18 protein-coding genes and 1 other RNA gene are annotated in these 25,044 nt (G+C 39.5%); 18 read left to right on the top strand and 1 reads right to left on the bottom strand.

The features are described 5' to 3' along the window. Window positions 1-485 precede the first annotated feature (485 nt). From AC1VU3_RS10650 to AC1VU3_RS10615, 8 genes are all read left to right on the top strand, one after another. Window positions 486-719 (top strand): glutaredoxin family protein, encoded by a 234-nt coding sequence (locus tag AC1VU3_RS10650; RefSeq protein WP_480388562.1) that lies wholly within the window; start codon window positions 486-488, stop codon window positions 717-719. A 136-nt stretch (window positions 720-855) separates the two neighbouring features. Further along, window positions 856-1,890 carry a sugar-binding transcriptional regulator gene (locus tag AC1VU3_RS10645; RefSeq protein WP_482983453.1) on the top strand — a complete coding sequence of 345 codons (1,035 nt, stop codon included), beginning with the start codon at window positions 856-858 and terminating at the stop codon, window positions 1,888-1,890. Window positions 1,891-1,902: 12 nt separating this feature from the next. After that, window positions 1,903-2,910 (top strand): type I glyceraldehyde-3-phosphate dehydrogenase, encoded by a 1,008-nt coding sequence (gene gap / locus AC1VU3_RS10640; protein ID WP_480388560.1) that lies wholly within the window; start codon window positions 1,903-1,905, stop codon window positions 2,908-2,910. Window positions 2,911-3,079: 169 nt separating this feature from the next. Next, window positions 3,080-4,261: a phosphoglycerate kinase gene (locus AC1VU3_RS10635; RefSeq protein ID WP_480388559.1), complete on the top strand. Its 1,182-nt coding sequence runs from the start codon at window positions 3,080-3,082 to the stop codon at window positions 4,259-4,261. A 19-nt stretch (window positions 4,262-4,280) separates the two neighbouring features. Beyond that, window positions 4,281-5,042 carry a triose-phosphate isomerase gene (tpiA, locus tag AC1VU3_RS10630; protein ID WP_480388558.1) on the top strand — a complete coding sequence of 254 codons (762 nt, stop codon included), beginning with the start codon at window positions 4,281-4,283 and terminating at the stop codon, window positions 5,040-5,042. After that, window positions 5,035-6,573 (top strand): 2,3-bisphosphoglycerate-independent phosphoglycerate mutase, encoded by a 1,539-nt coding sequence (gene gpmI, locus AC1VU3_RS10625; protein WP_482983452.1) that lies wholly within the window; start codon window positions 5,035-5,037, stop codon window positions 6,571-6,573. The genes tpiA and gpmI overlap by 8 nt, the downstream gene beginning before the upstream one ends. Window positions 6,574-6,575: 2 nt before the next feature. Beyond that, window positions 6,576-7,868: a phosphopyruvate hydratase gene (eno, locus tag AC1VU3_RS10620; RefSeq protein ID WP_482983451.1), complete on the top strand. Its 1,293-nt coding sequence runs from the start codon at window positions 6,576-6,578 to the stop codon at window positions 7,866-7,868. 154 nt (window positions 7,869-8,022) lie between these two features. Beyond that, window positions 8,023-8,196: a hypothetical protein gene (locus AC1VU3_RS10615; RefSeq protein WP_482983450.1), complete on the top strand. Its 174-nt coding sequence runs from the start codon at window positions 8,023-8,025 to the stop codon at window positions 8,194-8,196. A 259-nt stretch (window positions 8,197-8,455) separates the two neighbouring features. Here the strand turns inward: AC1VU3_RS10615 and AC1VU3_RS10610 are convergent, their stop codons facing one another. Next, on the bottom strand, window positions 8,456-9,943 hold the full coding sequence (locus AC1VU3_RS10610) for a hypothetical protein (RefSeq protein ID WP_482983449.1): 1,488 nt from the start codon (window positions 9,941-9,943) through the stop codon (window positions 8,456-8,458). 165 nt (window positions 9,944-10,108) lie between these two features. Here AC1VU3_RS10610 and secG point away from each other — a divergent pair, with 165 nt between their 5' ends. The 10 genes from secG to AC1VU3_RS10560 all read left to right on the top strand — a co-directional run bounded on the left by secG (window position 10,109) and on the right by AC1VU3_RS10560 (window position 25,019). Further along, window positions 10,109-10,336 carry a preprotein translocase subunit SecG gene (gene secG / locus AC1VU3_RS10605; protein ID WP_480388553.1) on the top strand — a complete coding sequence of 76 codons (228 nt, stop codon included), beginning with the start codon at window positions 10,109-10,111 and terminating at the stop codon, window positions 10,334-10,336. A 109-nt stretch (window positions 10,337-10,445) separates the two neighbouring features. Next, window positions 10,446-11,192 (top strand): alpha/beta hydrolase, encoded by a 747-nt coding sequence (locus AC1VU3_RS10600; RefSeq protein WP_482983448.1) that lies wholly within the window; start codon window positions 10,446-10,448, stop codon window positions 11,190-11,192. Window positions 11,193-11,237: 45 nt separating this feature from the next. Further along, on the top strand, window positions 11,238-13,547 hold the full coding sequence (gene rnr / locus AC1VU3_RS10595; protein ID WP_482983447.1) for a ribonuclease R: 2,310 nt from the start codon (window positions 11,238-11,240) through the stop codon (window positions 13,545-13,547). A 46-nt stretch (window positions 13,548-13,593) separates the two neighbouring features. Beyond that, the gene (gene smpB / locus AC1VU3_RS10590; protein ID WP_482983446.1) at window positions 13,594-14,061 is read left to right on the top strand and encodes an SsrA-binding protein SmpB; all 468 of its coding nucleotides are present in this window, start codon (window positions 13,594-13,596) and stop codon (window positions 14,059-14,061) included. Between the two features lie 147 nt (window positions 14,062-14,208). After that, window positions 14,209-14,562: a transfer-messenger RNA gene (gene ssrA / locus AC1VU3_RS10585) on the top strand. Between the two features lie 151 nt (window positions 14,563-14,713). Beyond that, window positions 14,714-15,016 (top strand): hypothetical protein, encoded by a 303-nt coding sequence (locus AC1VU3_RS10580; RefSeq protein WP_482983445.1) that lies wholly within the window; start codon window positions 14,714-14,716, stop codon window positions 15,014-15,016. A gap of 662 nt (window positions 15,017-15,678) precedes the next feature. Continuing rightward, window positions 15,679-18,072 (top strand): NACHT domain-containing protein, encoded by a 2,394-nt coding sequence (locus tag AC1VU3_RS10575; protein ID WP_482983444.1) that lies wholly within the window; start codon window positions 15,679-15,681, stop codon window positions 18,070-18,072. A gap of 705 nt (window positions 18,073-18,777) precedes the next feature. Continuing rightward, window positions 18,778-20,790 carry a type I restriction-modification system subunit M gene (locus tag AC1VU3_RS10570; protein WP_482983443.1) on the top strand — a complete coding sequence of 671 codons (2,013 nt, stop codon included), beginning with the start codon at window positions 18,778-18,780 and terminating at the stop codon, window positions 20,788-20,790. After that, entirely contained in the window at window positions 20,787-22,013 is a 1,227-nt protein-coding gene (locus tag AC1VU3_RS10565) for a restriction endonuclease subunit S (protein WP_482983442.1), read from the top strand. The genes AC1VU3_RS10570 and AC1VU3_RS10565 overlap by 4 nt, the downstream gene beginning before the upstream one ends. 15 nt (window positions 22,014-22,028) lie before the next feature. After that, window positions 22,029-25,019 carry a type I restriction endonuclease subunit R gene (locus tag AC1VU3_RS10560; RefSeq protein WP_482983441.1) on the top strand — a complete coding sequence of 997 codons (2,991 nt, stop codon included), beginning with the start codon at window positions 22,029-22,031 and terminating at the stop codon, window positions 25,017-25,019. Window positions 25,020-25,044 lie beyond the last annotated feature (25 nt).

The raw sequence follows: 25,044 nt of genomic DNA, 5'->3' as shown, positions 1-25,044 counted from the left end.
TGTTTTTGGTCGCACACTAACATTTACCCAGGAATTTATATGACTTTTCACTTTTACACAATTATATGTACATAATCCCGTTATTCTCGTTCGGTGGGCGATTACTCTCACATAAGCCCCATTTACTCTCACTCGGCACCCGGCTCCCGCACACTCACCAGCCCGCCCTTAATGAAGACAACTTTCAGGAAAAGCTCAACTTACTCTCCCATTTTGCTTGTACAGGTAATTCCATCCATTGGCGGTTACAATTAACTCTCGATTCTTAAGTAGTTTAGGTTATTCTAGTATACGGGCATACTTTGAGATCTCTCGGATATTCTAAGATTATTCTCGGGTGATGAGAATTTATTCTCGGTAGGGAATCCCGTCGCATGGTGATGCTAACCGTTTCCACATTCCGATACCTACCCAGCAGCAGCTTCTACTAACTCACGAATCTCTCCAATTAGTGATACACTAGAGGAAAGATGGGAGGGAGTAGCATGGTAGTGGATTTTTACACGAGGCCTGGCTGTCATCTTTGTGATGATGCTCGGTTGATGCTGAAGCTGGTGCAGGAGGATGTTTCATTTGAAATAAATGAAGTGAACATAGAAGAAGATGATGAGCTGCATGAGAAGTATATGCTGATGATTCCTGTCATCGCGCTGCAAGGAAAGATTGTTCAGTATGGACAGGTGGATTATGTGACGATCTTAGAGGCATTGGAAAAATAATGCCTCAATGGGTCTCGGTTGCGGTTCAATACATATTACGGTATAATTCGATACGGATGTATATATTTTTTTATGTATATGGGACACTTTTGTGTCCAGTGGGACAAAAATGTCACAACGGAAGAGGAAGTGACGGATGAATTCTTTTCTTGAAGCGCAGGTGACCCTGTTGCCAGAGATGAAGGAATTGCTGCAAAAGCGGTATCGGATTCTTCAAACAGTTCAGCTTGCCAAAGGTATGGGCAGAAGACAATTAGGGGAACATTTAGGTCTCTCCGAAAGAGATGCCCGGAAGGAAATGGACACGCTAAGAAACCAAGGACTAATTGAGATTTCAAGGGATGGAGCTTCTATCACGAGTGAAGGAACTAAAATTCTTCTGGAATTAAAGCAAATTGTCCAAGAGTGGTCTGGTCGATCTCAGCTAGAGGAAGCACTGCAAAAATATTTAAGTATAAAAAAAGTGATTATTGTTCCAGGAAATGCAGATACTAATAGTAATACATCTATGCTTTTATCTCAGGAAGCAGCGAAGTATTTGGAGGGTATCTTGGGGAATGGCAATATCATTGCAGTGACAGGTGGCGAAACCATTGCATCCATCTCGACCGCGTTGCCGGAAACAAACAAATGGAAGGATCTATTGTTTATTGCGGCAAGAGGCGGGGTAGGGAAGGACGTAAGGCTACAAGCAAATACGATAGCCTCCTTATTTGCCAATAAACTGAACGGTTCTTACCGAACTTTATATATGCCAGATAGTTTAAGCGAAGAAGCCTATCAGGCAACGAAAAACGAACCGTTTATCCAGGAAATGATGGAGTTGTATAACAAAACGAACATCATCATCCACGGAATTGGTGATGCGCTTGAGATGGCTAGAAGAAGGAATTCGGGAGAAGAAGAGTTAGCTCGTCTTCGGGAACTAGGAGCGATAAGCGAAGCCTTTGGATATTATTATAATGACCAAGGAAAAGCGGTGCATAGAATCCCGACGATTGGTGTACAACTAGAGCAGTTGAGAAACATAGAGCACCTGCTGGCGGTTGCCGGTGGAGCAAAGAAAGCCAATGCCCTGCTATCCTACTTTAAACAAGCACCTCCACAAACGGTCCTTGTGACTGACGAGAGTGCAGCAAAAGAAATGATGAAGATTATACCAACAAATTAGGAGGAATATTACATGCCAGTTAAATTAGCGATTAATGGATTTGGACGTATCGGACGTAAAGTATTTCGTGAGGCAATCAACAATGAAAAAGTAGAAATCGTTGCAATCAACGACTTAACAGATGCTGCGATGCTAGCACATCTTTTAAAGTATGATTCTGTTCACGGAATTTCTGATGCAGACATCACATCCGAAGGAAACTACCTGATTGTAAACGGCAAAAACATTCATGTTTACGCTGAAAAAGACCCTGCTGCATTACCATGGGGCGAGCTTGGAGTAGACATCGTAATCGAAAGTACAGGTATCTTCCGTTCTACTGAAACAGCTGGTAAACACTTAGAAGCAGGAGCTAAAAAGGTTATCGTTTCTGCACCAGGACAAGGCGGTATGCCAACATTCGTAATGGGTGTTAACGATGACAAGTACAACCCAGAAACAGACCATGTTGTATCAAATGCTTCTTGTACAACAAACTGCTTATCACCAATCGCAAAAGTTTTACAAAACAACTTTGGTATCAAACGTGGAATGATGACAACTGTTCACTCTTACACAAACGACCAACGTATTCTTGACCTGCCACACAGCGACTACCGTCGTGCTCGTGCAGCAGGAGAATCTATGATTCCAACAACTACAGGAGCAGCTGCTGCAGTAGCAAAAGTTCTTCCTGAGTTAAAAGGAAAATTAGATGGATTAGCTGTACGTGTTCCAACACCAAACGTTTCACTAGTAGACTTTGTTGCAGAGCTAGAGAAAAACGTAACAGCTGAAGAATTGAATAAAGCTTTAAGAGATGCATCTGAAAACGAATTAAAAGGTATCCTAGATTTCAACGAACTTCCATTAGTATCTATCGATTACAATGGAAACACTGCTTCCTCAACAGTAGATGGATTATCTACAATGGTACTAGGGGACAACATGGTAAAAGTATTAGCTTGGTATGACAACGAGTCAGGCTACTCTAAACGCTGTGTAGACCTTGCTGTGCTAATGATGGAAAAAGGACTATAATTTGCATAGCGCTCCATATTCTGATTTATTTTGAATAGCGTTTAAGCAACAGACCCTCTATAATAAAAGAGGGTTGAGAGGAGCAAGGGATACCCTTTGCTCCTTTCTTGTTAGTAAAGAATGTACTTTTGGTAACACTAATTCTCTGCATATTAAAGGAGGCTATTTCATGAATAAACAAACGATGCGTGACGTAGATGTAAAAGGGAAACGAGTATTCTGTCGTGTAGATTTCAACGTACCAATGGAGAATGGAGAAATCACAGATGACACTCGTATCCGTGCAGCACTTCCAACTATCCAGTACTTAATCGGTGAAGGTGCAAAGGTTATTCTTGCAAGTCATATGGGTCGTCCAAAGGGAGAAGTGAAGGAAGAGCTTCGTTTAACGAAGGTTGGAGAGCGTCTATCTTCTCTTCTTGAAAAGCCTGTTAAAAAGCTTGATGAATCTATCGGTGCACAGGTTGAGCAAGCGATTAGTGAAATGTCTGAGGGAGACGTCGTTTTATTAGAAAACGTGCGCTTCCATGCAGGGGAAGAAAAGAATGATCCAGAATTAGCAAAAGCCTTCGCATCACTTGCAGATATCTATGTAAACGATGCATTCGGAGCAGCACACCGTGCACACGCAACGACAGAAGGAATTGCAAAGCTATTGCCTGCTGTTTCTGGATTACTAATGGAGAAAGAGTTAGATGTGCTTGGTAAAGCATTATCTCAGCCAGACCGTCCATTCACAGCAATCATCGGTGGAGCGAAAGTTAAGGATAAAATCGGTGTCATTGAAAACTTATTGGACAAGGTAGATAACATCATCATTGGTGGTGGATTATCTTACACTTTCTTAAAATCTCAAGGCTATGATATCGGGAAATCCCTTGTAGAGGATGATAAGCTAGATCTAGCGAAGTCCTTTATTGACAAAGCAAAGGAAAAAGGCGTTTCCTTCCACCTACCTGTTGATGCGGTAGTAGCAGACGATTTCTCTAATGATGCAAATACAAAAGTAGTACGTATTGATCAAATTCCTTCAGACTGGGAAGGTCTTGATATTGGACCTGACACAGTGAAGCTATATGGTGATATTATTAAAGCTAGCAAGCTTATTATCTGGAACGGACCAATGGGTGTGTTCGAGATGGAGTCATTTGCAAACGGCACAAAAGGTGTGGCGCAAGCAATGGCAGAAACTCAAGGTTACACAGTAATCGGCGGTGGAGATTCAGCTGCAGCGGTTGAAAAATTCCATGTAGCAGATAAAATGGATCATATATCCACTGGAGGAGGAGCTTCGCTTGAGTTCATGGAAGGTAAAGAACTTCCAGGAGTATCAGCATTAAACGATAAGTAATTAATGGAGGCGATGAACATTGCGTAAACGAGTGATTGCGGGAAACTGGAAAATGTATAAAACGTTACAAGAGGCTACAAACTTTGTAAGAGGGTTACGTGAGGAGAACATCTCCTCTGAAAAGGTAGAAGCAGTTATCTGCGCCCCAGCATTGTATTTAGACCGACTTGTGAGGGAAACGAAGGATTCCTATCTTTCTATCGGGGCTCAAACAATGCACGAGGAAAAGGAAGGCGCATTCACTGGGGAAGTTAGTGGGCATCAACTCCAAGAAATTGGCGTTCGCTACGTAGTAATCGGACATTCCGAAAGACGCCAATACTTTAACGAAACAGACGAGTCTGTGAATAAAAAAGTAAAGGCTGCGTTCAGCTATGAACTCACTCCTATCATTTGTGTAGGAGAGTCCTTAGAGCAACGCGAGCAAAATCAAACCGAGCAGATTGTATCCGGTCAAGTATCTGCTGCGCTAGAGGGACTTTCCGAGGAGCAGGTAAAGGCATCCATCATCGCATACGAGCCTATTTGGGCAATCGGTACAGGTAAAACTGCTACAGCGGATGATGCGAATGAAGTATGCCGTGCAATTCGCGAAACAATCCTGGATAGCTACGGTGAAGAAGTAGCTGCTGCAGTCCGTATTCAATACGGAGGTAGCGTAAAGCCGGAAAATATCGAAGAGTTGCTTTCAAAAGAAGATATTGACGGGGCTTTAGTTGGTGGAGCAAGTCTCCAGGTGGATTCTTTTGTGAAGCTTTTGGAGGCTGGAGCAAATGTCTAAAAGTCCTGTGGCACTAATTATTTTAGATGGCTTTGGAATGCGTGAAGAGACTTTCGGAAACGCAGTTGCCCAAGCGAATAAACCCAATTTCGATCGTTACTGGAATGAATACCCGACTTCTCACCTGATTGCTTCAGGTGAAGCGGTTGGTCTTCCAGAGGGACAAATGGGGAATTCAGAGGTTGGCCATTTAAATATAGGTGCTGGGAGAATTGTTTATCAAAACCTAACACGTATTAATAAATCCATCCGAGATGGAGAATTCTTTAAAGAGCCTGAGCTTATTGCTGCAGTCGAGCATGTAAAGAAGACAGGAGGAAAGCTTCACCTGCTTGGCCTTCTATCTGATGGAGGCGTGCACAGTCACTACTCCCATCTATTTGCATTGCTACGACTAGCAAAGGAGCAGGGCTTAGACCAAGCCTACATCCATGCTTTCCTAGACGGTCGTGACGTTGGCCCGAGAACAGCATTAGGCTTTGTAGAGGAAACAGAAGAAAAAATCGCAGAAATCGGAATCGGTAAGTTTGCAACAGTTAGCGGACGCTACTATGCAATGGACCGTGACAAACGCTGGGATCGTGTGATGTTAGCTTACAAGGCAATGGTCGATGGCACTGGTGGAACTAGTAAATCTGCCAAGGAGGGCATTGAGTCCTCTTATGAGGCAGATATCGTTGACGAGTTTGTTATGCCTTTCGTAATCGAAGAGGATGGCAAGCCAGTTGCAACAATCGACTCTGGAGATGCGATTATCTTCTTTAATTTCCGACCAGATAGAGCAAGCCAACTGTCTATGGCACTTAAAACGCCAGGCTTTGATGGTTTTGTTCGAAGCGATAAGCATCCAGAAAACTTGAAGCTTGTGACATTCACACACTACAGCGAAGATGTCGTGGCAAATGTCGTATTTAAAACAATGGACCTTCACAACACATTAGGTGAAGTGCTGGCACATGAGAATAAAACACAGCTACGTATTGCAGAAACAGAAAAGTATCCGCATGTTACATTCTTCATGAGTGGTGGACGTGAAGCAACCTTCCCAGGAGAAGAGCGTATCTTGATTGATTCGCCAAAGGTTGCTACCTATGACTTGAAGCCGGAAATGAGTGCGTATGAAGTGACGGAAGCATTGGTTGCACAAATCACAGCAGATAAATTTGATGCAATCATCCTAAACTTCGCGAACCCAGATATGGTAGGGCACAGTGGAATGCTGGAGCCAACCGTGAAGGCAATCGAGGCTGTAGACGAATGTCTAGGCAGAGTAGTAGATGCTATTTTAGCAAAAGGTGGCGCTGCGATCATTACAGCAGACCACGGTAACTCAGACGAGGTAACTACGATGGAAGGAAAGCCAATGACGGCTCATACAACAAATCCAGTCCCTGTTATCGTAACGAAAAAGGGAGTAACGCTTCGCAGCGAAGGGATTTTAGCCGATTTGGCACCGACCATGTTACATTTATTGGGAATAGAAACACCGCCTGAAATGACAGGCAAAACATTAATGGAAACGGAGAGTTGAAAATGCCAATTATTACACAAGTTCAAGCACGTGAGGTATTAGATTCACGTGGAAATCCAACAGTAGAGGTAGAAGTATTTACAGAGAGTGGAGCTTTTGGTCGTGCAATTGTTCCATCTGGTGCATCTACTGGTGAATATGAGGCAGTAGAGCTACGCGATGGCGATAAATCAAGATATCTTGGAAAAGGAGTTCTAAAAGCAGTTGAGAACGTAAACAACGTAATTGCTAATGAATTAGAGGAAAACTTCTCTGTATTAGACCAAGTATCTATCGACCGTGCTATGATCGAATTAGACGGTACAGAAAATAAAGGAAACCTAGGCGCAAATGCTATCTTAGGTGTATCTATGGCGGTAGCACACGCAGCTGCTGATTACTTAGATGTTCCTTTATATCAATATCTAGGTGGCTTTAACTCTAAACAGCTTCCTGTTCCAATGATGAACATCTTAAACGGCGGTGAGCATGCCGACAACAACGTAGATATCCAAGAATTCATGATCATGCCAGTAGGAGCTGAATCTTTCCGCCAAGCACTTCGCATGGGCGCTGAAATTTTCCACAGCTTAAAAGGCGTATTGAAAGAAAAAGGATTAAATACAGCGGTTGGTGACGAGGGTGGATTTGCTCCAAACTTGAAATCTAACGAGGAAGCACTTGCTACTATCATGACTGCAATCGAAAAAGCTGGCTACAAGCCTGGCGAAGAAGTATTACTTGCAATGGACGTAGCTTCTTCTGAGCTATTCAACAAAGAAGATGGCAAGTACCACTTATCAGGAGAAGGCGTTGTAAGAACTTCTGAAGAAATGGTTGATTGGTATGAAGAGCTTTGCAACAAATACCCAATCATCTCTATCGAAGACGGTTTAGACGAAAACGACTGGAATGGCCACAAGCTATTAACAGAGCGTATCGGAAACCGCGTTCAATTAGTAGGAGACGACCTATTCGTAACAAACACGAAAAAACTTGCACAAGGAATTGAGCAAGGCGTAGGAAACTCTATCCTAATCAAAGTGAACCAAATCGGTACACTTACAGAAACATTCGACGCAATCGAAATGGCAAAACGCGCTGGCTACACTGCAGTTATCTCTCACCGCTCTGGTGAGTCTGAAGATGTAACAATCGCAGACATCGCAGTAGCAACAAACGCTGGCCAAATCAAAACAGGAGCACCTTCACGCTCTGACCGCGTAGCAAAATACAACCAATTACTACGCATCGAAGACCAACTCTTCGGAACATCTCAATACCTAGGAAAGAACACTTTCTACAACCTACGATAAGAGAAATATAATGGGCCGCCCACATTTGTGTGGGCGGTTTTTTGGTTGGTGTGGGTAAAACACTAGGGATTGTAGCAAAAATGAAGGTCATTGTAGCAGAAATGGGCTTGATTGTAGCACTTTTTCTTTCCGGGGGATCATTGTAGCAAAAACTATGGGGATTGTAGCAAAAATGGGGGTCATTGTAGCAGAAATGAGCTTGATTGTAGCACTTTTTCTTTCGTGGGAATCCATTGTAGCAAAAATGCTAGGGATTGTAGCAAAAATGAAGGTCATTGTAGCAGAAATGAGCTTGATTGTAGCACTTTTTCTCCGAGGACATTCATAGAGAAAAAGAATGTTGTAAAAACAGGCTCCAATGTTGTAAAACTTGGTCCTAATGTTGTAAAAATGAGCGATAATGTTGTAATTCTTCTTCCGGAGAGAAAGAATGTTGTAAAAATAGCCTCCAATGTTGTAAAAACAGACCATAATGTTGTAAAAATCACGGCCAATGTTGTAATTCCGACCCAGCGATCACCTAAAAGCAAAAACCCCTCCCCAAAACAAAAAAGCTGCTTCCCCCGAAGCAGCTTTCCCATGCCATCTTATCCATACATATAAGGTCCAATCAGTAAACAAACGACCACCAAGTTGAACAACGTCGTAAATATTACTGCAAAATGAAAGGTCTCGTCTGTCACCCGCAGCTTGCTAATCACCAGCGGCACAAGAGATAAAAGAACCCCGCCCAATAGCACGCCCACTAATTGCATGCTACTTTCCACAAATGGCAATGTGCTCAGCAGTGTTTCAATCGAAATCATCTGAGTAAAAAAGATTGCCTGGGAAATGAACAGCAATAAAACGAATAAGCCAAAAATCTTGCTATGCAAGTTCAAAATATTCTTCTTTTGTAGCCCCATCAGCAATCCATAGACAATCACCAAAGTAGCAACGATCCATGTAAAAGAGAACACAATGAGTATAAACCCATTAAACAACTTCGAAATCAACGTGTACAAAGCTTCCTTCAAGTCCCCATCTTGAAGCTGTTTACTTTCTTCAATTAATTCCGCCTCAGAGGATACAAACTGTAAATGCTTCTTCGTGCCCTCGATATCAAAAAAGAGCACGGTGTCCTCGTTCAGCATGGTCGGACGGTCGTTATGCTCACCCGCTTTGCTAAACGCCGAGGCAGTCACGACCAAATCCTCAAGCTTCCCTGCGTATAATTGGTTGGATGAAGAGAAGGCTACATAGGTTGCATCTTCCACAAAAAGAATGCTTGGTGTGTCTATGCTAGGTAGCTTGCGACCCGTCTCTTCATTGACAAAAGTTACTGTCTCAAACGCGAACTGCTGGTTTTCCGACAAATCAAATGCTGCTAGCTGAATCGTTTTGGATTTCGAGCCACCAGCAATTAGTGTCGTTTCCGCCAGCACCCCGAAGCCGTCCTTCATTTCCATAAAGTCCAGGGAGTTGACGATATCCATTGCTCCCAGCTTAAACGCAAAAAGTTCCCTTGCCTCACTCGTAAGCTGATAAACAACAAAATAGTTCTCTGTCTTACTCTTTGTTACCACGAACACCACATCATTTACCAGCTGCACGTCGTAGATAGGCTCATGAAAAGGAGTCACTTGGTCGCCTACTACAACCTCTTGATCCTTCGTCCAGTAGACAAGCTGCTCTTTATTCTTCACAAAGTTATCAACGCCCTGGGCAATCGTTTCTTCTCTCGAGGCGTCTTTGCGGATCAGTGCTTCATTGCGGTAATAATAAAATTCATCCCGGTCACTCCACGTATTCTTGGTAGTAGTGAAAATTTCATATGTATGCAAATGCTCACAATCTAACTCTCTATCACAGCCTAGCACGTATTGATGATCAAAATCTCTTAAACTGATTGTGTAGCCCGCATCCTCTTCTACAACCTGAATGACAGAGAATCTACTTTCTGGGGCATCTACCGGGAAAGCTCTACTCCATTTTTCAGAAGGGAGCGAAGTTTGCTCCTCCAAGGTAAACCAATAGTTTAGAACGATTAAGCCTAAGGCAATAAGGATGGCGGAAATCCATAGTTTGTTTTTCATGATGATAATTCCTTTTCTAAATATTTGTGTAAGTCTATTATAATATGAATTTCCTCTTTTTAGCAGATGGAATTAACTCTATATCTTTGTTCATACTATTGTAACTTTCTAATATCTTTGTTATGATAAGAGTTGTTGTGAAAGTTTCTATCAGGAGGTGTAACAATGAGTACATTTTTAATGGTATTATTAGTAATCGTGTCACTTGCTTTGATTGTGGTTGTATTATTGCAATCAGGAAAGAGTGCTGGACTGTCAGGAGCGATCTCCGGTGGAGCTGAGCAACTATTTGGCAAACAAAAAGCTCGAGGTATGGACCTTGTGTTACATAGAGTGACGATTGTTCTTTCAGTATTGTTCTTTATTTTGACAATCGCTGTTATGAAATTCTAATAAGCATGCGTACGCCTGGCCAACATACGATTGGTTAGGCGTTTTCTTTTCTATTTTTTTATACATAAGCTAAAATAAAAGCAATAGGTGTAAACGGAGGTTTTATTGAATGAGAATTACGACACCGAAGCCATTCTTTTTCCAGGCTGGGAAACGTGCGGTCCTACTGCTGCATGGTTTCACGGGGAACTCCTCGGATGTCCGAATGCTTGGGAGATTTTTAGAGAAGAACGGCTATACTTCGCTTGCGCCGCATTACAAGGGGCATGGGGTGCCACCAGAGGAGCTACTGGAGACAGGGCCACAAGACTGGTGGAAGGATGTGATCCGTGCATACGACCGCCTAAAGGCTGAGGGCTATGATGAGATAGCGGTTGCCGGCCTTTCCCTGGGAGGCATTTTTTCATTAAAATTAGGGTATACAGTCCCTGTAAAAGGGATTGTCACGATGTGCTCACCGATGACGATGAGAACAACGGACCTCATGTTTGAGGGAGTATTAAAATACGCAAGAGATTATAAACGATATGAAGGAAAGTCGGCGCAACAGATAGAAGAAGAAGTAGAGGCAATCCGTCAGCGACCAATGCAAACGCTTGGAGAGCTGCGCGAATTCGTCTACAATGTCCGCGAAAAAGTGGATCATATCTATGCACCGTTACTTGTGACGCAAGGGAAGAAGGATACCGTGATCGACATAAACTCTGCCAACTACATATACGAGCAGGCAGAATCGCTCGACAAAGATATCAAATGGTATGAAAACTCAGGTCATGTTATTACGCTAGATTCCGAAAAGGAGCAGCTACACGCTGATATCCTAAACTTTTTAGAATCACTGGACTGGAATGTGTAAAACGGACCGATTGCGCACACGCTGAAAAAGGAGGGATGTTTTAGGATGGACAATTTAAAGGAAACATTATTGGAATTAATGAACGATGAAGCATATAAGCCGATGACCACAAAGGAAATCGAGGAGCATTTACAATTAGAGGATGCAGACGATTTTAAAACACTCGTCAAAACACTTGTCCAAATGGAGGAAGCTGGGCAGGTAGTCCGCTCACGCTCTAATCGTTATGGTGTCCCAGCTCGTATGAATTTAATCGCAGGGACATTTATCGGGCATGCAAAGGGCTTCGGATTCGTTGCCCCAGAAGAAGATGGCATGGACGATATCTTTATTCCCCCGACGGAAACGAACGGTGCGATGAACGGAGACAAGGTGCTTATCCGCGTATCGAAGGAATCCTCTGGAGACCGTCGTGAAGGGTCAATCATCAAAATCACCCAAAGAGGAATCACACAGGTGGTAGGAACGTTCCAGGATAATAAAGGATTTGGCTTCGTCATCCCGGACGACAAGAAAGTGCCGATGGATGTCTTCATCGCAAAGGGTGACACGCTAGGTGCCATAGAAGGGCATAAGGTAGTAGTGGAAATCACCGAATGGCCAAGTGAAAGACGCTCGGCTACAGGGATTGTCACGAAGATTCTTGGGCATAAAAATGACCCAGGTGTCGATATCCTGTCTATTATCTATAAGCACGGCATTACGATTGACTTCCCGCAAGACGTAATCGACCAAGCGGAATCCGTGCCAGATCAAATCGCAGAAGAGGATTTAGAAAATCGTCGTGACCTTCGCAATGAAGTGATCGTAACGATTGACGGAGCAGACGCGAAGGACCTGGATGATGCTGTTACGGTGCAGAAGCTTCCAGATGGTACGTATAAGCTAGGCGTCCACATTGCTGACGTTAGCCATTATGTGACAGAGGGCTCGCCGATTGACCGTGAAGCATATGACCGAGGAACGAGCGTTTACTTGGCAGACCGTGTAATCCCGATGATTCCACATCGTCTGTCGAACGGAATCTGTTCCTTGAATCCACAGGTGGACCGTCTGACGCTATCCTGTGAAATGATCATCGACGGCTCTGGTATGGTCCTGTCGCATGAAATCTTCCAAAGTGTCATCAAGACAAAGGAGCGTATGACGTATTCCGATGTTTATAAGATACTAGAGGAAAAGGACGAGGCTCTTATCGAGCGATATAAAGACCTCGTGCCGATGTTCGAATTAATGGCAGAGCTTGCAGAGATTCTGCGCAATAAAAGAGAGCGCCGCGGGGCAATTGATTTCGACTTCCCAGAGGCAAAAATCTCGATTGATGAAGACGGCTGGCCAACTGGCGTATCCATTCGTGAGCGTACAGTGGCAGAGCGCCTGATCGAAGAGTTCATGCTAGCTGCCAATGAAACAGTAGCAGAGCATTTCAAATGGATGGATGTACCGTTCATCTATCGTATCCATGAGGATCCAAAGCCTGAGAAGCTACAACGCTTCTTCGAATTCCTGACAAACTTCGGCTTAGTCGTGAAGGGCTCTGGAAACGATATTCATCCGAAGGCACTTCAAGAAATCATAGAAAGTATTGAAGGAATGCCGGAGGAGCCGGTAATCTCAACAATGCTGCTTCGCTCGCTACAGCAGGCGAAATATTATGCAGAATGTCTAGGACACTTCGGTTTATCGACCGAGTTCTATACGCATTTCACGTCACCGATTCGTCGTTACCCGGACTTGATCGTGCACCGATTGATCCGTACGTATTTAATAAACGGAGATGTATCCTCTGCGACGATCAACCACTGGGGAGCAATCATGGACGATATTGCCGAGCATACGTCGAAGCGTGAGCGCCGTGCAGTAGATGCAGAGCGTGATACCGATGCACTGAAAAAAGCGCAATATATGGCCGATAAGATCGGAGAAGAGTTCGAGGGTATCGTAAGCTCTGTTACGAACTTCGGGATGTTTATCGAGCTTCCTAACACGATTGAGGGGCTTGTCCACGTAACGAACATGACAGACGACTACTACCGCTTCGATGATCGTCAAATGATGATGATCGGTGAGCGCTCTGGCAAGCAGTTCCGTATTGGAGACGAGGTTACCGTTCGAGTGGCTTCTGTTAATCCAGAGGAGGCTGCCATCGACTTCGAGGTAGTGGGAATGAAGAAATCCTTCGGCCGTACTCGCAAGGAGGCTCCTAAGGTCATCCATGCCTCTAAAAAAGGCAGCGGCAAGGATCGCAAGGATAAATCTCAGCCAGGACCAAAAAAAGGACCAAAACAGAAAAAGAAATTCTACGAATCCGTTGCGAAAAAATCGCAGCGTCGTAAGAGACCAAAGAAAAAATAGAGGAGCGTAACAGCGCGCTCCTCAACGCTGTGTAGGGGTGAATCTATTGGCAAAGAAACACGACGACAAGGTGCTTGCCCAAAACAAAAAGGCGAGCCATGACTATTTCATCGAGGATACCTTCGAGGCGGGGATCGTCTTGCAGGGAACCGAGATAAAATCCATCCGAAACGGGAAGGTGCAGCTAAAGGACTCCTTCGTCCGAATCCGTAACAACGAGGCATGGATCTCCAACATGCACATCAGCCCATACGAGCAAGGGAATCGCTTCAACCACGACCCGCTTCGTACAAGAAAGCTGCTGCTACATAAAAAGCAGATCAACACGTTAATCGGAGAAACAAAGCGCGAGGGCTACACCATCGTCCCTTTGAAGATGTATATCAAGAACGGCTATGCCAAGGTATTAATCGGACTAGGAAAAGGGAAGAAGGACTACGACAAGCGCGACGTCCTCAAGCAGAAGGAAGCAAAACGTGAGATGGAGCGTGCGTTCAAGGCACGGAATCAATAAAGAGCCGGACCGCAGAATAGCCAGAACTCTAATCCAAGCAGCAGGCAAGGAAGAACCTGCTAGCATTGGTATAAGCCTTTCCCTTGAATTTTGACCAACTTTGATGTATCATTATCACTGTAACGAAGCTTACATTATTCCATAAACGGGGACGTTATGGATTCGACAGGGATGATCTAAGCTTGAGTTGCGCGTCAGAGGCTCGGCTCTGTAAAAACGGACCTTATAATAACAGGCAAAACAAACAACAACTTAGCATTCGCAGCGTAAGCGCGGATCTGCTTTATCTATCCATCGCCCATGTGGCTAGGTAGAGCTCACTCTTAGTGGGATACGGCTGTCAGTGCCACTTGAGCTGCCAGCAAGAGATTTCCAAGTTAGCGTACAGGACGCCCGCTTATCGGCATAATGTCACGCGAAACCCAAATAGGTAAGCTACACGCGTAGAAGCTTAAGTGTTAGAGTTTCTGGACGCGGGTTCAAATCCCGCCGTCTCCATACAATTAGTTGATATATCAGCCTTTATAAGACTAGGGATATTGAACGGGAGTTGAACTCTTGAACAATATCCCTTTTCTTATACCTATGGAAATTTACATATTCTAAACTTATTCAAGAACCTTCTAATAAAGCATATTAGGAGGTTTTTTCTATGTCAAATAGGAAACGTAAGCATGGTATTTTTGCTGTGAAAGGGGATGTAGTAGTTTTGTCTAATAATAAGGATGAGCAAAACGAATGTATGCCAATTAGCGCAACAATGGATACAGTATTTAATCAAATGCGAATAGCAGGTAAAAGACCACGTACAAATGAAAGTTATATGTACATTTTTAATCAATTTATTGATGTTAGCCGTATAGCTTATGTGGAGGATATAAATATTGATAAATTGAATCATTACTTAGATGTTTTACAGGTTACTCCCGCGACTATACTAATAAGCTTAAAGTAGATTAAAGCGTACTAAGCAAGTTTTATAATAATGGATGGGTAACAGACGTTTCTGGAGAAACATCCAAATAAAAATTGATAAGGAAGTAAAAAAAGGAGCGCGACAACATTTATAGGTTTTAGTGATGCCGCTGTTATTAAATTAATGTACGTATTCGCACAATAGTGGAGCCGAGAGAACGTCACATCGACTTTTTAATAAGATGAATAAAAAAATGGATTTTGGTTTAATTACAAAAGCAAAAAATCATATAGCACAAACGTATACAGAAAGTGAAATAAAGTATCGGTAGATATAGATTTTATCGCTAGTGGGGGATTGAAAGAACTCTCTTTCGCAGCTTTAAAAGTTTTATTAATAATAGTTAGTTTCACCGATAATAATGGATATTCATGGATTTTGCAAGAAAAAAATAGGTGAATTAGCTGGTATTACTAGGCAACATGTGGGAAAGATTATTATTTTTTTAGTATAAAGAAGTCGACGTATGAATTAGGTATGATATAGAAGAACAGGGAATCTAGTTATCTGGTAAATATATTGAGGTGTGATTAGTTAAACGGGTAGATAGAGAGAAGCTTTAAGTTACTTAATCTTTCTTGTGTTTTTAGTAATTTAAAATATAATTAATTATAACGAAATACATATTTTGGGAGGTATTTATGAGTGGGGTTATAGGAAGTGCATTAGTTAGTATAGCTAGTAATTTTACTTGTGATATTTTAAAGTCATTTGGTAAATATAATTTGGAAAATGACATTGATAGAAAATTAAATTTTCATTTAGAAGAGTTCGAGGATTTAGATACTGATTCATATCATTTTGAGCAATTTTTAAAAAGTGAAAGTTTAAAAGCAGATTTTAGAGAGTACTTTAGAGCTAGGATAATAATAAAAAGCAACCAAGAAGATTACAAGTTTCTTTCAAAAGAGACATTTATCGATGAAGTAACTAAAAATGCAATCAATTATGTTAATGAAAAAAATGGAATTTTATTAAGAAAGGAGCTTGTAAATACATATTTTATAAGAATGTTTGAATTGCTAGAAGATGAATTATATAAAAATTTAGACGAAAATTCTAAAGGTACTATTTATTTTATAAATGATTCGTTAAAAGAGATTGAAGAAAGAATAAAAAAAAATCTATCTAATTTTAAAATTCTTGAAGATACAAGTATTTATGAAGATATTATTAAAAAATACGTTGAAATAATGTTGGACAGAAACAAAACCTCACATATCTATGGGATTGATGAACTGGATTTATATTCTTTTTATGTATTTCCTAAATTTAAATTTTATAAAAAAGATATCAGTGCCAATAATAAAAAAAGTAGTTTAGACTGGAAAGATATTTTTGTGGAATCTAATATAGTTTCTATAATCGGTGGTGCTGGGTTTGGTAAGTCATTATTTTTAAAAAATATAATTAATAAATATAATGAGTTAAATGTTTTTGATGCAGAAAAAATGGTACCTATCTATTGTGATTTAAAGAAGTTTAAAGAGTTTGAGGGGAAACTCGGTATCGTATCAGTAGAAGAATTTATAAGGTTAAGCATAATTGAATATACAGGCATGAATGAAAAAGAAATAAGTCTAGAATTAATTAAATACATTTTGGCGGAGGGAAAAGCTCTTATATTATTAGATGCATTAGATGAAGTTGAAATAAATGATAGAGATAGATTAAATGCAAAAATAATAAGCTTTTTTAAATTGTTTAATCAAAATAATAAAGTATGTATAACTTCTAGAGAAATCGGTTTCACACCTAAGACTAGAATCACTTATCAAGTACAAAAAATAAATTTAGAAGATGTTGAAGAATATATTTTAAAAATGGGGAAATTAAATTTTTTTAATAGTGAGGATAAAGAGGATTTTAAAAAGCAATGTAACAAGTTAATTCGTAGTGGATTTTTAGTAAGCTTTTTACAGTTATCATTACTAATAAATATTTTTAAAGCAGAAAGAGAACTTCCTGAAAATAAAATAGATTTATATGATAAATGTATTGATTATATTTCTAAAAAAAGAGAAAGAGACTATAATAAATCTACCTTTGATTTTAGGAAAATAAATCCTATTTTGAATAAAGAAGTGACGTTTGAAAAATTGTCTAATTTATCTAAACCAAATAATAAAGAAGTTTCTAAAGTACTAGTGGAAGAATGTTTATTGGATAGATATAGGAATACTTATAGTTGTGAGGCCTCAGCACAAGATGCAATATCAGAATTCTTGGATTTCTGTTCTCAACGTACGGAACTATATGTATCTGGAGAAAAAGAAGCAACTTATAAATTTTATCATAGATCATTCTTTGAATATTTTTATGCTAAGCATTTAATTTCTACTGAAAATAATGCGGGACTCTTAGAAGTCATTTTTAAATTTGGATTAGATTCTGAAATATTTGAACTTACATCTGCTCTTTTAAAAAAATATAACGATAATAGATATCTAAATATGTTAGAGTTATTAAACTTAAAATTAGATGAGTTAAATGATATTGAAAGTTTATTGAAAGTTTTTTTACTATTAAAGCCGGTAGAGGAAATTAACTATTTAGGAAAATTCTATAATATATTTTTTGGTAATAAAGATAAAAAACCGCTTGATTGGGAGAAAAAGGGTCCGATTAAGGGTATCAGTTTTAATTTATTTGAGGTATTTTTAAAATATAAAGAAGAAGATAAAGTAATAAAAGATTTATGGGAACATTATCCTATGGAAGTTTTGTACTCAAAATTTTTAGTATATTTTGTAGATGTTATTGATGTGAAATTCAATCGAGAGTATATGGACGCTTTCATAGAAATTAAAGAAGATAATACTCTGATTAGTTATGTAAACTTTTTTATCATAGTTGAAAATAAATTAGTTGAGGAATTAATGAAAAACAGTGATTTTAATAATTTGAAATCTAGATTCATAGAGTTTCTAAGCACTAGAATTTATTTTGATGAAAGTAGACTATCTAATGGGAAAAAATCTGATACAGTTATTCGTCTATTCGTACACAAATTTTTAAAATCTTTCATGAATTAAATTAGTGTTAGGAGAGTTTCTTGTTATAAAAATAGGTCATTGAACTAAGTTCGTAAATTTATAATACTCCCTAGAAAATGAGCGCGGCTTTGAAACGTGTAAATCCTAGTGATTCTAAGTGTCGGCATAAAGACTCGCGAATCGTAAATAAGCAGATTACACGCATAGAAGCCGGCGTATTGGAGCTTCTGGACACGGGTTCAAATCCCGCCGTCTCCATACTATAAATTTCATAGGAAATAAATGGTGGTTGTACTGAATGCATATAAGCAACAATTTGGAGACTTTTCTACACACATCACGATTCATAGAGATGGGCTTTGGCGAGAGGACACTGCACTTGGAAAAGGTATATTTGTGACGTAGTAGGGTGTCTATTACATTCAATGGGATGAAGCTTTTCTATGTGCTACTAATACGACGTTCACACCTCTTAAAATTATCTGAAATATAAAATTTTTTTAGAGAGGCAGAAAAACCCTTGCTATTCAAGGGTTTTTTCTTTTGCACTATAAGGAGTCAGTCTATAGTCATCTTACATAATATTCCCATGTATAAATATTGTGAGATGACTACAGGTGTTAGCAAAAGAGACAAAAACTATTAAGGGTGTTACCTTTTATTGTCTTGTAATGTCACTTATAATTAATTATGGGAGTGAATTTCACTTAATTAAATAGATTTACACATTTAAGGAGAATAACAATGATCAATTTTCAAGATAAAGTAAGTTTCATATGGTCAATTGCAGAGATTTTGCGTGGGCCATATAAGCCAGAAGATTACGGTAAGATTGTATTGCCATTAGCAGTATTACGTCGTTTTGACTGCGTATTAGAAAGTACAAAAGAAGAAGTATTAGCGAAGGCAGAGCAGTTCGTTTCAATGAATGAGGAAGCACGTGAGCCTATTTTAAATCGTGTATCGAAGCAAAACTTTCATAACACAAGTAAATATGATTTCAACAAGTTATTAACAGATTCAGATAACATTGCTGATAACTTACGTGATTATATAAATGGTTTCTCAAAAGTGGCTCGTGATATTATGGAACACTTTGACTTCGACCGTCAGATCGATAAGTTGGATCAGAATAACTTATTATACTTAACGATTAAACGCTTTAGCGATATCGATTTACATCCAGAAACGGTTTCGAATGTTGAAATGGGATATGTGTTTGAAGAATTAATCCGTCGTTTCAATGAAAATGCAGAAGCAGGGGATCATTACACACCACGTGAAGTTATTGGTTTGATGACACATTTATTATTCCTGCATGACGATGCGAACATTTTAACGAAGCCTGGCTTAACGCAAACATTATATGACTGTGCAGCTGGAACAGGTGGTATGGGTTCTGTTGCACAGGAATACTTACTGAGTCTAAACCCAACAGCGCATTTAGAGTTTTTCGGCCAAGAAATTAACCCTGAATCGTATGCTATCTGTAAAGCGGACTTGCTGATTAAAGGTGAGGATGCACGTAATATTCGTTTAGGAAATACGTTATCGAATGACCAATTCGCACGTGACCACTTCGACTACCTAATATCGAATCCACCATACGGAGTGGACTGGAAATCATATGAGAAGCCGATTAAAGAAGAACATGAGAAACAAGGCTTTGATGGGCGTTTCGGTCCAGGTACACCTCGTACAAGTGACGGACAACTATTATTCTTACTGCATTTGCTGTCAAAAATGAAGCCAGTAACAGCTGAAAATCCACAAGGCTCACGTTTGGCAATCATTATGAATGGCTCACCATTATTTACAGGCGATGCAGGTTCTGGTGAAAGTGAAATTCGTAAGTATGTGCTAGAAAATGACTTAGTAGAAGGCATTGTGGCATTACCAAACGACTTATTCTACAACACGGGTATTGCAACGTACATTTGGATTTTAACGAACAATAAAGCACCTCTTCATAAAGGAAAAGTATGTTTAGTCAATGCTGTAGACTTCTCGAAGAAGATGAAAAAGTCGATGGGTAGCAAGCGTAATGAAATTACAGAAGAGCAAATTAACGAAATCGTACGTTTATATGGTGATGCACAGCCAAATGAATACGTGAAGATTTTCGATAATGAAGACTTCGGTTACGCAAAAATTACCGTTGAACGTCCATTACGTTTAAACTTCCAAATCACTGAAGAACGCCTTGCACGTGTCGTAGAAGAAAAAGGCTTTGCAAACTTAGCGACAACGAAGAAAAAAGGTGATGCAGGTTACTTTGAAATCGAAGAAGGTAAAAAGCTGCAAACGCAAATTTTATATGTGTTACGTACGTTAGAAAGCGACACGGTATATAAAAATCGTGAGGAGTTCACGAAAGTAGTAAAGGGTGCGTTAAAAGAAGCAGACATCACAATTGGTGCGCCTGTATTAAAAGCAATTTTAGCTGGTTTATCTGAAAAAGATGAAACAGCGGATGTATGTATGAAGAATAAAACAGACATCGAGCCAGATACAGATTTACGTGATACAGAAAACGTGCCGTTAAAAGAAAGCATTCATGACTACTTTGCACGTGAAGTCTTGCCACACGTACCAGATGCATGGATTGATGAAACAAAAACAAAAATCGGCTACGAAATTCCATTCACTCGCCAGTTCTATAAATACACAGCATTGCGCAGCTCAGTAGAAATTATGGATGAGATTAGAGCATTAGAAACGGAGATTGCTGAGCAGTTGAAGAAGGTGATGGGATGACTACGAACTTTCTTAAAAGTAAATTAAAGTATCATTTAAAAGTAAAGAATGGTCGAGAAATAATAAATGAAGTGAACTATGATAATAATGCTATTGACGTATATGGTTCGGGTGGAATTTTTAAGTATACTGACAAAAAACTTTTTACAGGTCCTTCAGTATTATTTGGTCGAAAAGGGACAATAGGCAAACCTTTATATGTTGAAGGTGATTTTTGGACTGTAGATACTATGTATTATACTGAAATTTATTCAGGTAATTCTCCAAGATACTTTTATTATCTGTTAGAAGTGTTTCCCTGGGATCGATTTGTAACTCAAACAGCTTTACCTAGTATTGTAGGATCGGAAGTAGAGAATTATAAAATAAATACCCCTTCTGAAGAAGTACAAAATATCATAGCGAAATATTTAGATTGTAAATGTGCTGAAATTGATGGGCTATTAAAGCATAAAGGAAATCTAATAGCATTATTAGAACAACAACGCCAATCAATCATCACAGAAGCTGTTACAAAAGGTTTAAATCCGAATGTAAAAATGAAAGATTCAGGTGTTGAGTGGATTGGTGAGATTCCTGAGCATTGGGGATTATTGTCTTTAAAGCATATGGCTAGTGAAAAGAAGAACTCATTTGTAGATGGTCCATTCGGTTCCGATTTAAAAAACGAAGAATATGTTGATTCAGGAATACCAGTTATACAATTAAATAATATTAAGAATGGTGAACTAAGAGTTTTTAAAATGAATTTTGTAACTGAAAAAAAATCCGAGGAACTAAAAAGACATATTGCATATCCAGGTGACTTAGTTATAGCAAAAATGGCATCTCCAATTGCTAGGTCAGCAGTTGTCCCTGAAATGTACGATAAGTACGTTATTGTTGCAGATTGTATTAAATTAAAATTAAAAGAAAATTATTTGAATCAATATATTAATTATGCTATGAATACACCTTTTACTATCGCTCAAGCAGAATCTTTTGCGAATGGTACAACACGCTCTAGGGTGAATTTAGGAATAATAAAAAATTTAAAATTGCCTATGCCGAATATTGAGGAACAAAAAAACATAGTGAAACACCTAAAAATTAAAGTATCTGAAGTAGATAATTTAAAAAGAATTGTAGAAAATCAAATCGAAAAACTAAAAGAATACCGCCAGTCCCTTATCTACGAAGCGGTAACAGGCAAAATTGATGTACGTAATATGGAACTTGATTAAGTGAGGTGAGTTGTCATGGCAGTGGATACTTCAGAGAAAGGTTTTGAAACGAATATTGAAGCATCTTTAATTGCGAATGGTTATAAAAAGCGTGTGCTTGAAGGAGAGGCAAGTATTTCTTTCAAGCAACATGCTATTGACGTTGAAGAGCTATTTGTATTTTTAGAAGAAACACAGGAAAAGCGTATGCGTACGTTAGAGAAATCGTATGGCCCTTCTTATAAAGAAGAAGTGTTGAAGCGTATTAAAGACCAGCTGCATAAACAAGGTTTGGTTGAGTGTTTACGTAAAGGTATTAAAGACCGTGGTGTGACGTTACAGCTTGCTTATAATAAGCCACCTACGGATATGAATAAGACGTTAAATGAGCAGTATACGAAAAATCGTTTTAATGTGGCTCGCCAAGTGTATTACAGCGACAAGCATAACAATAGTTTAGATATGGTCCTGTTTTTGAACGGATTACCGCTTGTTGTGATGGAGCTGAAAAATCCATTAACGAATCAAACAGTAGAGCATGCGATGAAGCAGTTAAAGAATGATCGTGATCCACGGGAGCAACTGTTTAAGTTTAATGAGCGTGTAGCGGTTTACTTTGCGGTTGATCCAGATGAAGTATTTATGACGACAAAGTTGGATAAAGGGAAAACATACTTCCTACCATTTAACAAAGGTAACAATGGTGGGAAGGGTAATCCTTTAGCTTATGGTAGCAATTATCGTACTCATTATTTATGGGACGAGATTTTAGTACCAGATAGCTTGCTTGATATTTTATACCGCTTCATCTTTATTAAGAAAGACGACATTAAAGATTCAAATGGTGAAACGATTGGGGAGCGTCAGATGCTTATTTTTCCTCGTTTCCACCAGCTTGATGTAGTACGTAAATTAGAAGAAGATGTAAAACAAAAGAAAGTCGGTCATAACTATTTAATTCAGCACTCTGCCGGATCAGGAAAAACGAATTCGATTTCATGGCTTGCTCACCGTTTAGCAAAGCTACATAACGAGGACAATGAATCGATTTTTAGTAGTGTTATCGTGATTACCGACCGCCGAGTGTTAGACAAACAGTTACAAGATGCAGTGTATCAGCTGGAGCATAAAGCAGGGATGGTTGAGCCGATTGATAAAGATTCAGAGCAATTAGCACGTGCTATTAATAATGAAACACGTATCATCATTACAACGCTTCAAAAGTTCCCGTTCATTTTAGAAAAAGTAGCGGGCTTAGAGCGTAAAAAGTATGCTGTTATTATCGATGAAGCACACTCGTCTCAAGGTGGTAAAGCTTCTACGGCATTAACGAATGTTTTATCAGATAAGACGTTAGAAGCAGCTTATGAGGAAGACCTTATTGCAGAAGAAAACTTAGATGATGTGGATGAGAAAATCGTGGAAGCTATTATGAAAAGTGGTAAGCAGGATAACGTTTCATTCTTTGCGTTTACGGCGACACCGAAGCCGAAGACGTTAGAGAAGTTCGGTACAGTTGGTGTAGATGGTAAACCAGTAGCATTCCATCAATACACGATGCGCCAAGCGATTGAAGAAGGTTTTATTTTAGATGTGCTTGAGAATTACACGACCTATAAAACTTTCTGGAAAATTGCGAAGACAGTTGCTGATGATCCAGAAGTATCACAAAAGCAAGCAACGAAAAAACTAGCACAATATGTGTCGCTACATCCACATAGCATTGCACAAAAAACAGAAATCATTATTGAGCATTATCGTAATTTCGTGAAACGTAAAATTGGTGGTCGTGCAAAAGCAATGGTTGTCACAGCGAGCCGTTTACACGCAGTTCGTTATAAAATCGCTTTTGATAAGTACATTGATGAAATGGGTTATAACGACTTAAAAACAGTGGTTGCATTTTCTGGAACAGTTAAAGATGGTGAAATTTCTTATACAGAGCCAGACATGAACAAATTCTCAGATAAAGAGCTACCTGAAAAGTTCCATTCAGATGAATACAAAGTGTTACTTGTAGCAGAGAAATATCAAACAGGATTTGATGAGCCGTTGCTACACACAATGTATGTAGACAAGCCGTTAAGCGGTATTAAAGCAGTGCAAACATTGTCTCGTTTAAACCGTACTTGTCCAGGTAAGGAAGATACATTCGTACTCGATTTCATCAACCATCCAGAAGATATCAAAAATTCATTCCAGCCGTACTATGAATCAACAAGTTTGTCTGAAATTACAGACCCGAACATCCTATATGATATGCAAGCTGAAATTGAGCAATATCAGGTGTTTACAGAAGATGAAGTAAAGAAGGTCAATGAGCTAGAAGTAACAGGCGGTGTGAAGAAGTCAACAAAGGCACAAACAGAGTTGAATGCTATTCTTGACAAAGGTGTTGAACGCTTTAAAAAAATGTCTGATGAGGAGCAAGAGGCCTTTAAACAAGTCGCTACAAAATTCACTCGTACGTATGGCTTCGTGCTACAAGTCGTAACATTTATCGATTTAGGCTTACACAAACAGTATATTTACTTAACGTATTTATTACGAAAACTTCCACGATCAGCAGGCGATAAGGACGTTTACTTAGCAGACGATGTAGCATTAGAATACTATCGTAACCAAAAGGTGTTTGAAGGCAGCATTAAGTTAGAGGTAAAAGGTGGCGAAGAGCTGGATCCGCAAAAGTACGGTGCGGGTGGGCCTGGTGAAGATGAAAAAGTTCGTCTATCAAGTATATTAGAAAAGCTTAATGAACGCTTCGGCACCCAGTTTACAGAGTCAGATTTCCTTGCTCGTGAGCAGGTCAAGGAAGACATGCTTAACGATAAAGACATTCGCCAAAAAGCAAAAAACAACACAAAAGAAAACTTTAAATTTGCTTTCGAAAAAACATTTATGGATTTTGTCATTGACCGTATGAGTAGCAACCAGGAGTTTTTTATGAAGATATTAGAGAATGAAGAGTTTAAGTCATATATTATGGAAGATATGATGCATGAGGTTTATGGGGAAGTGAATGGGTAAAAAAATCATAAAATTTTTGAATTTA

The sequence above is a fragment of the Psychrobacillus sp. Z16_25 genome (assembly GCF_056856695.1).
Note: the sequence above shows the minus strand (reverse complement) of the source record. Positions and strands in the feature narration are given on the sequence as shown.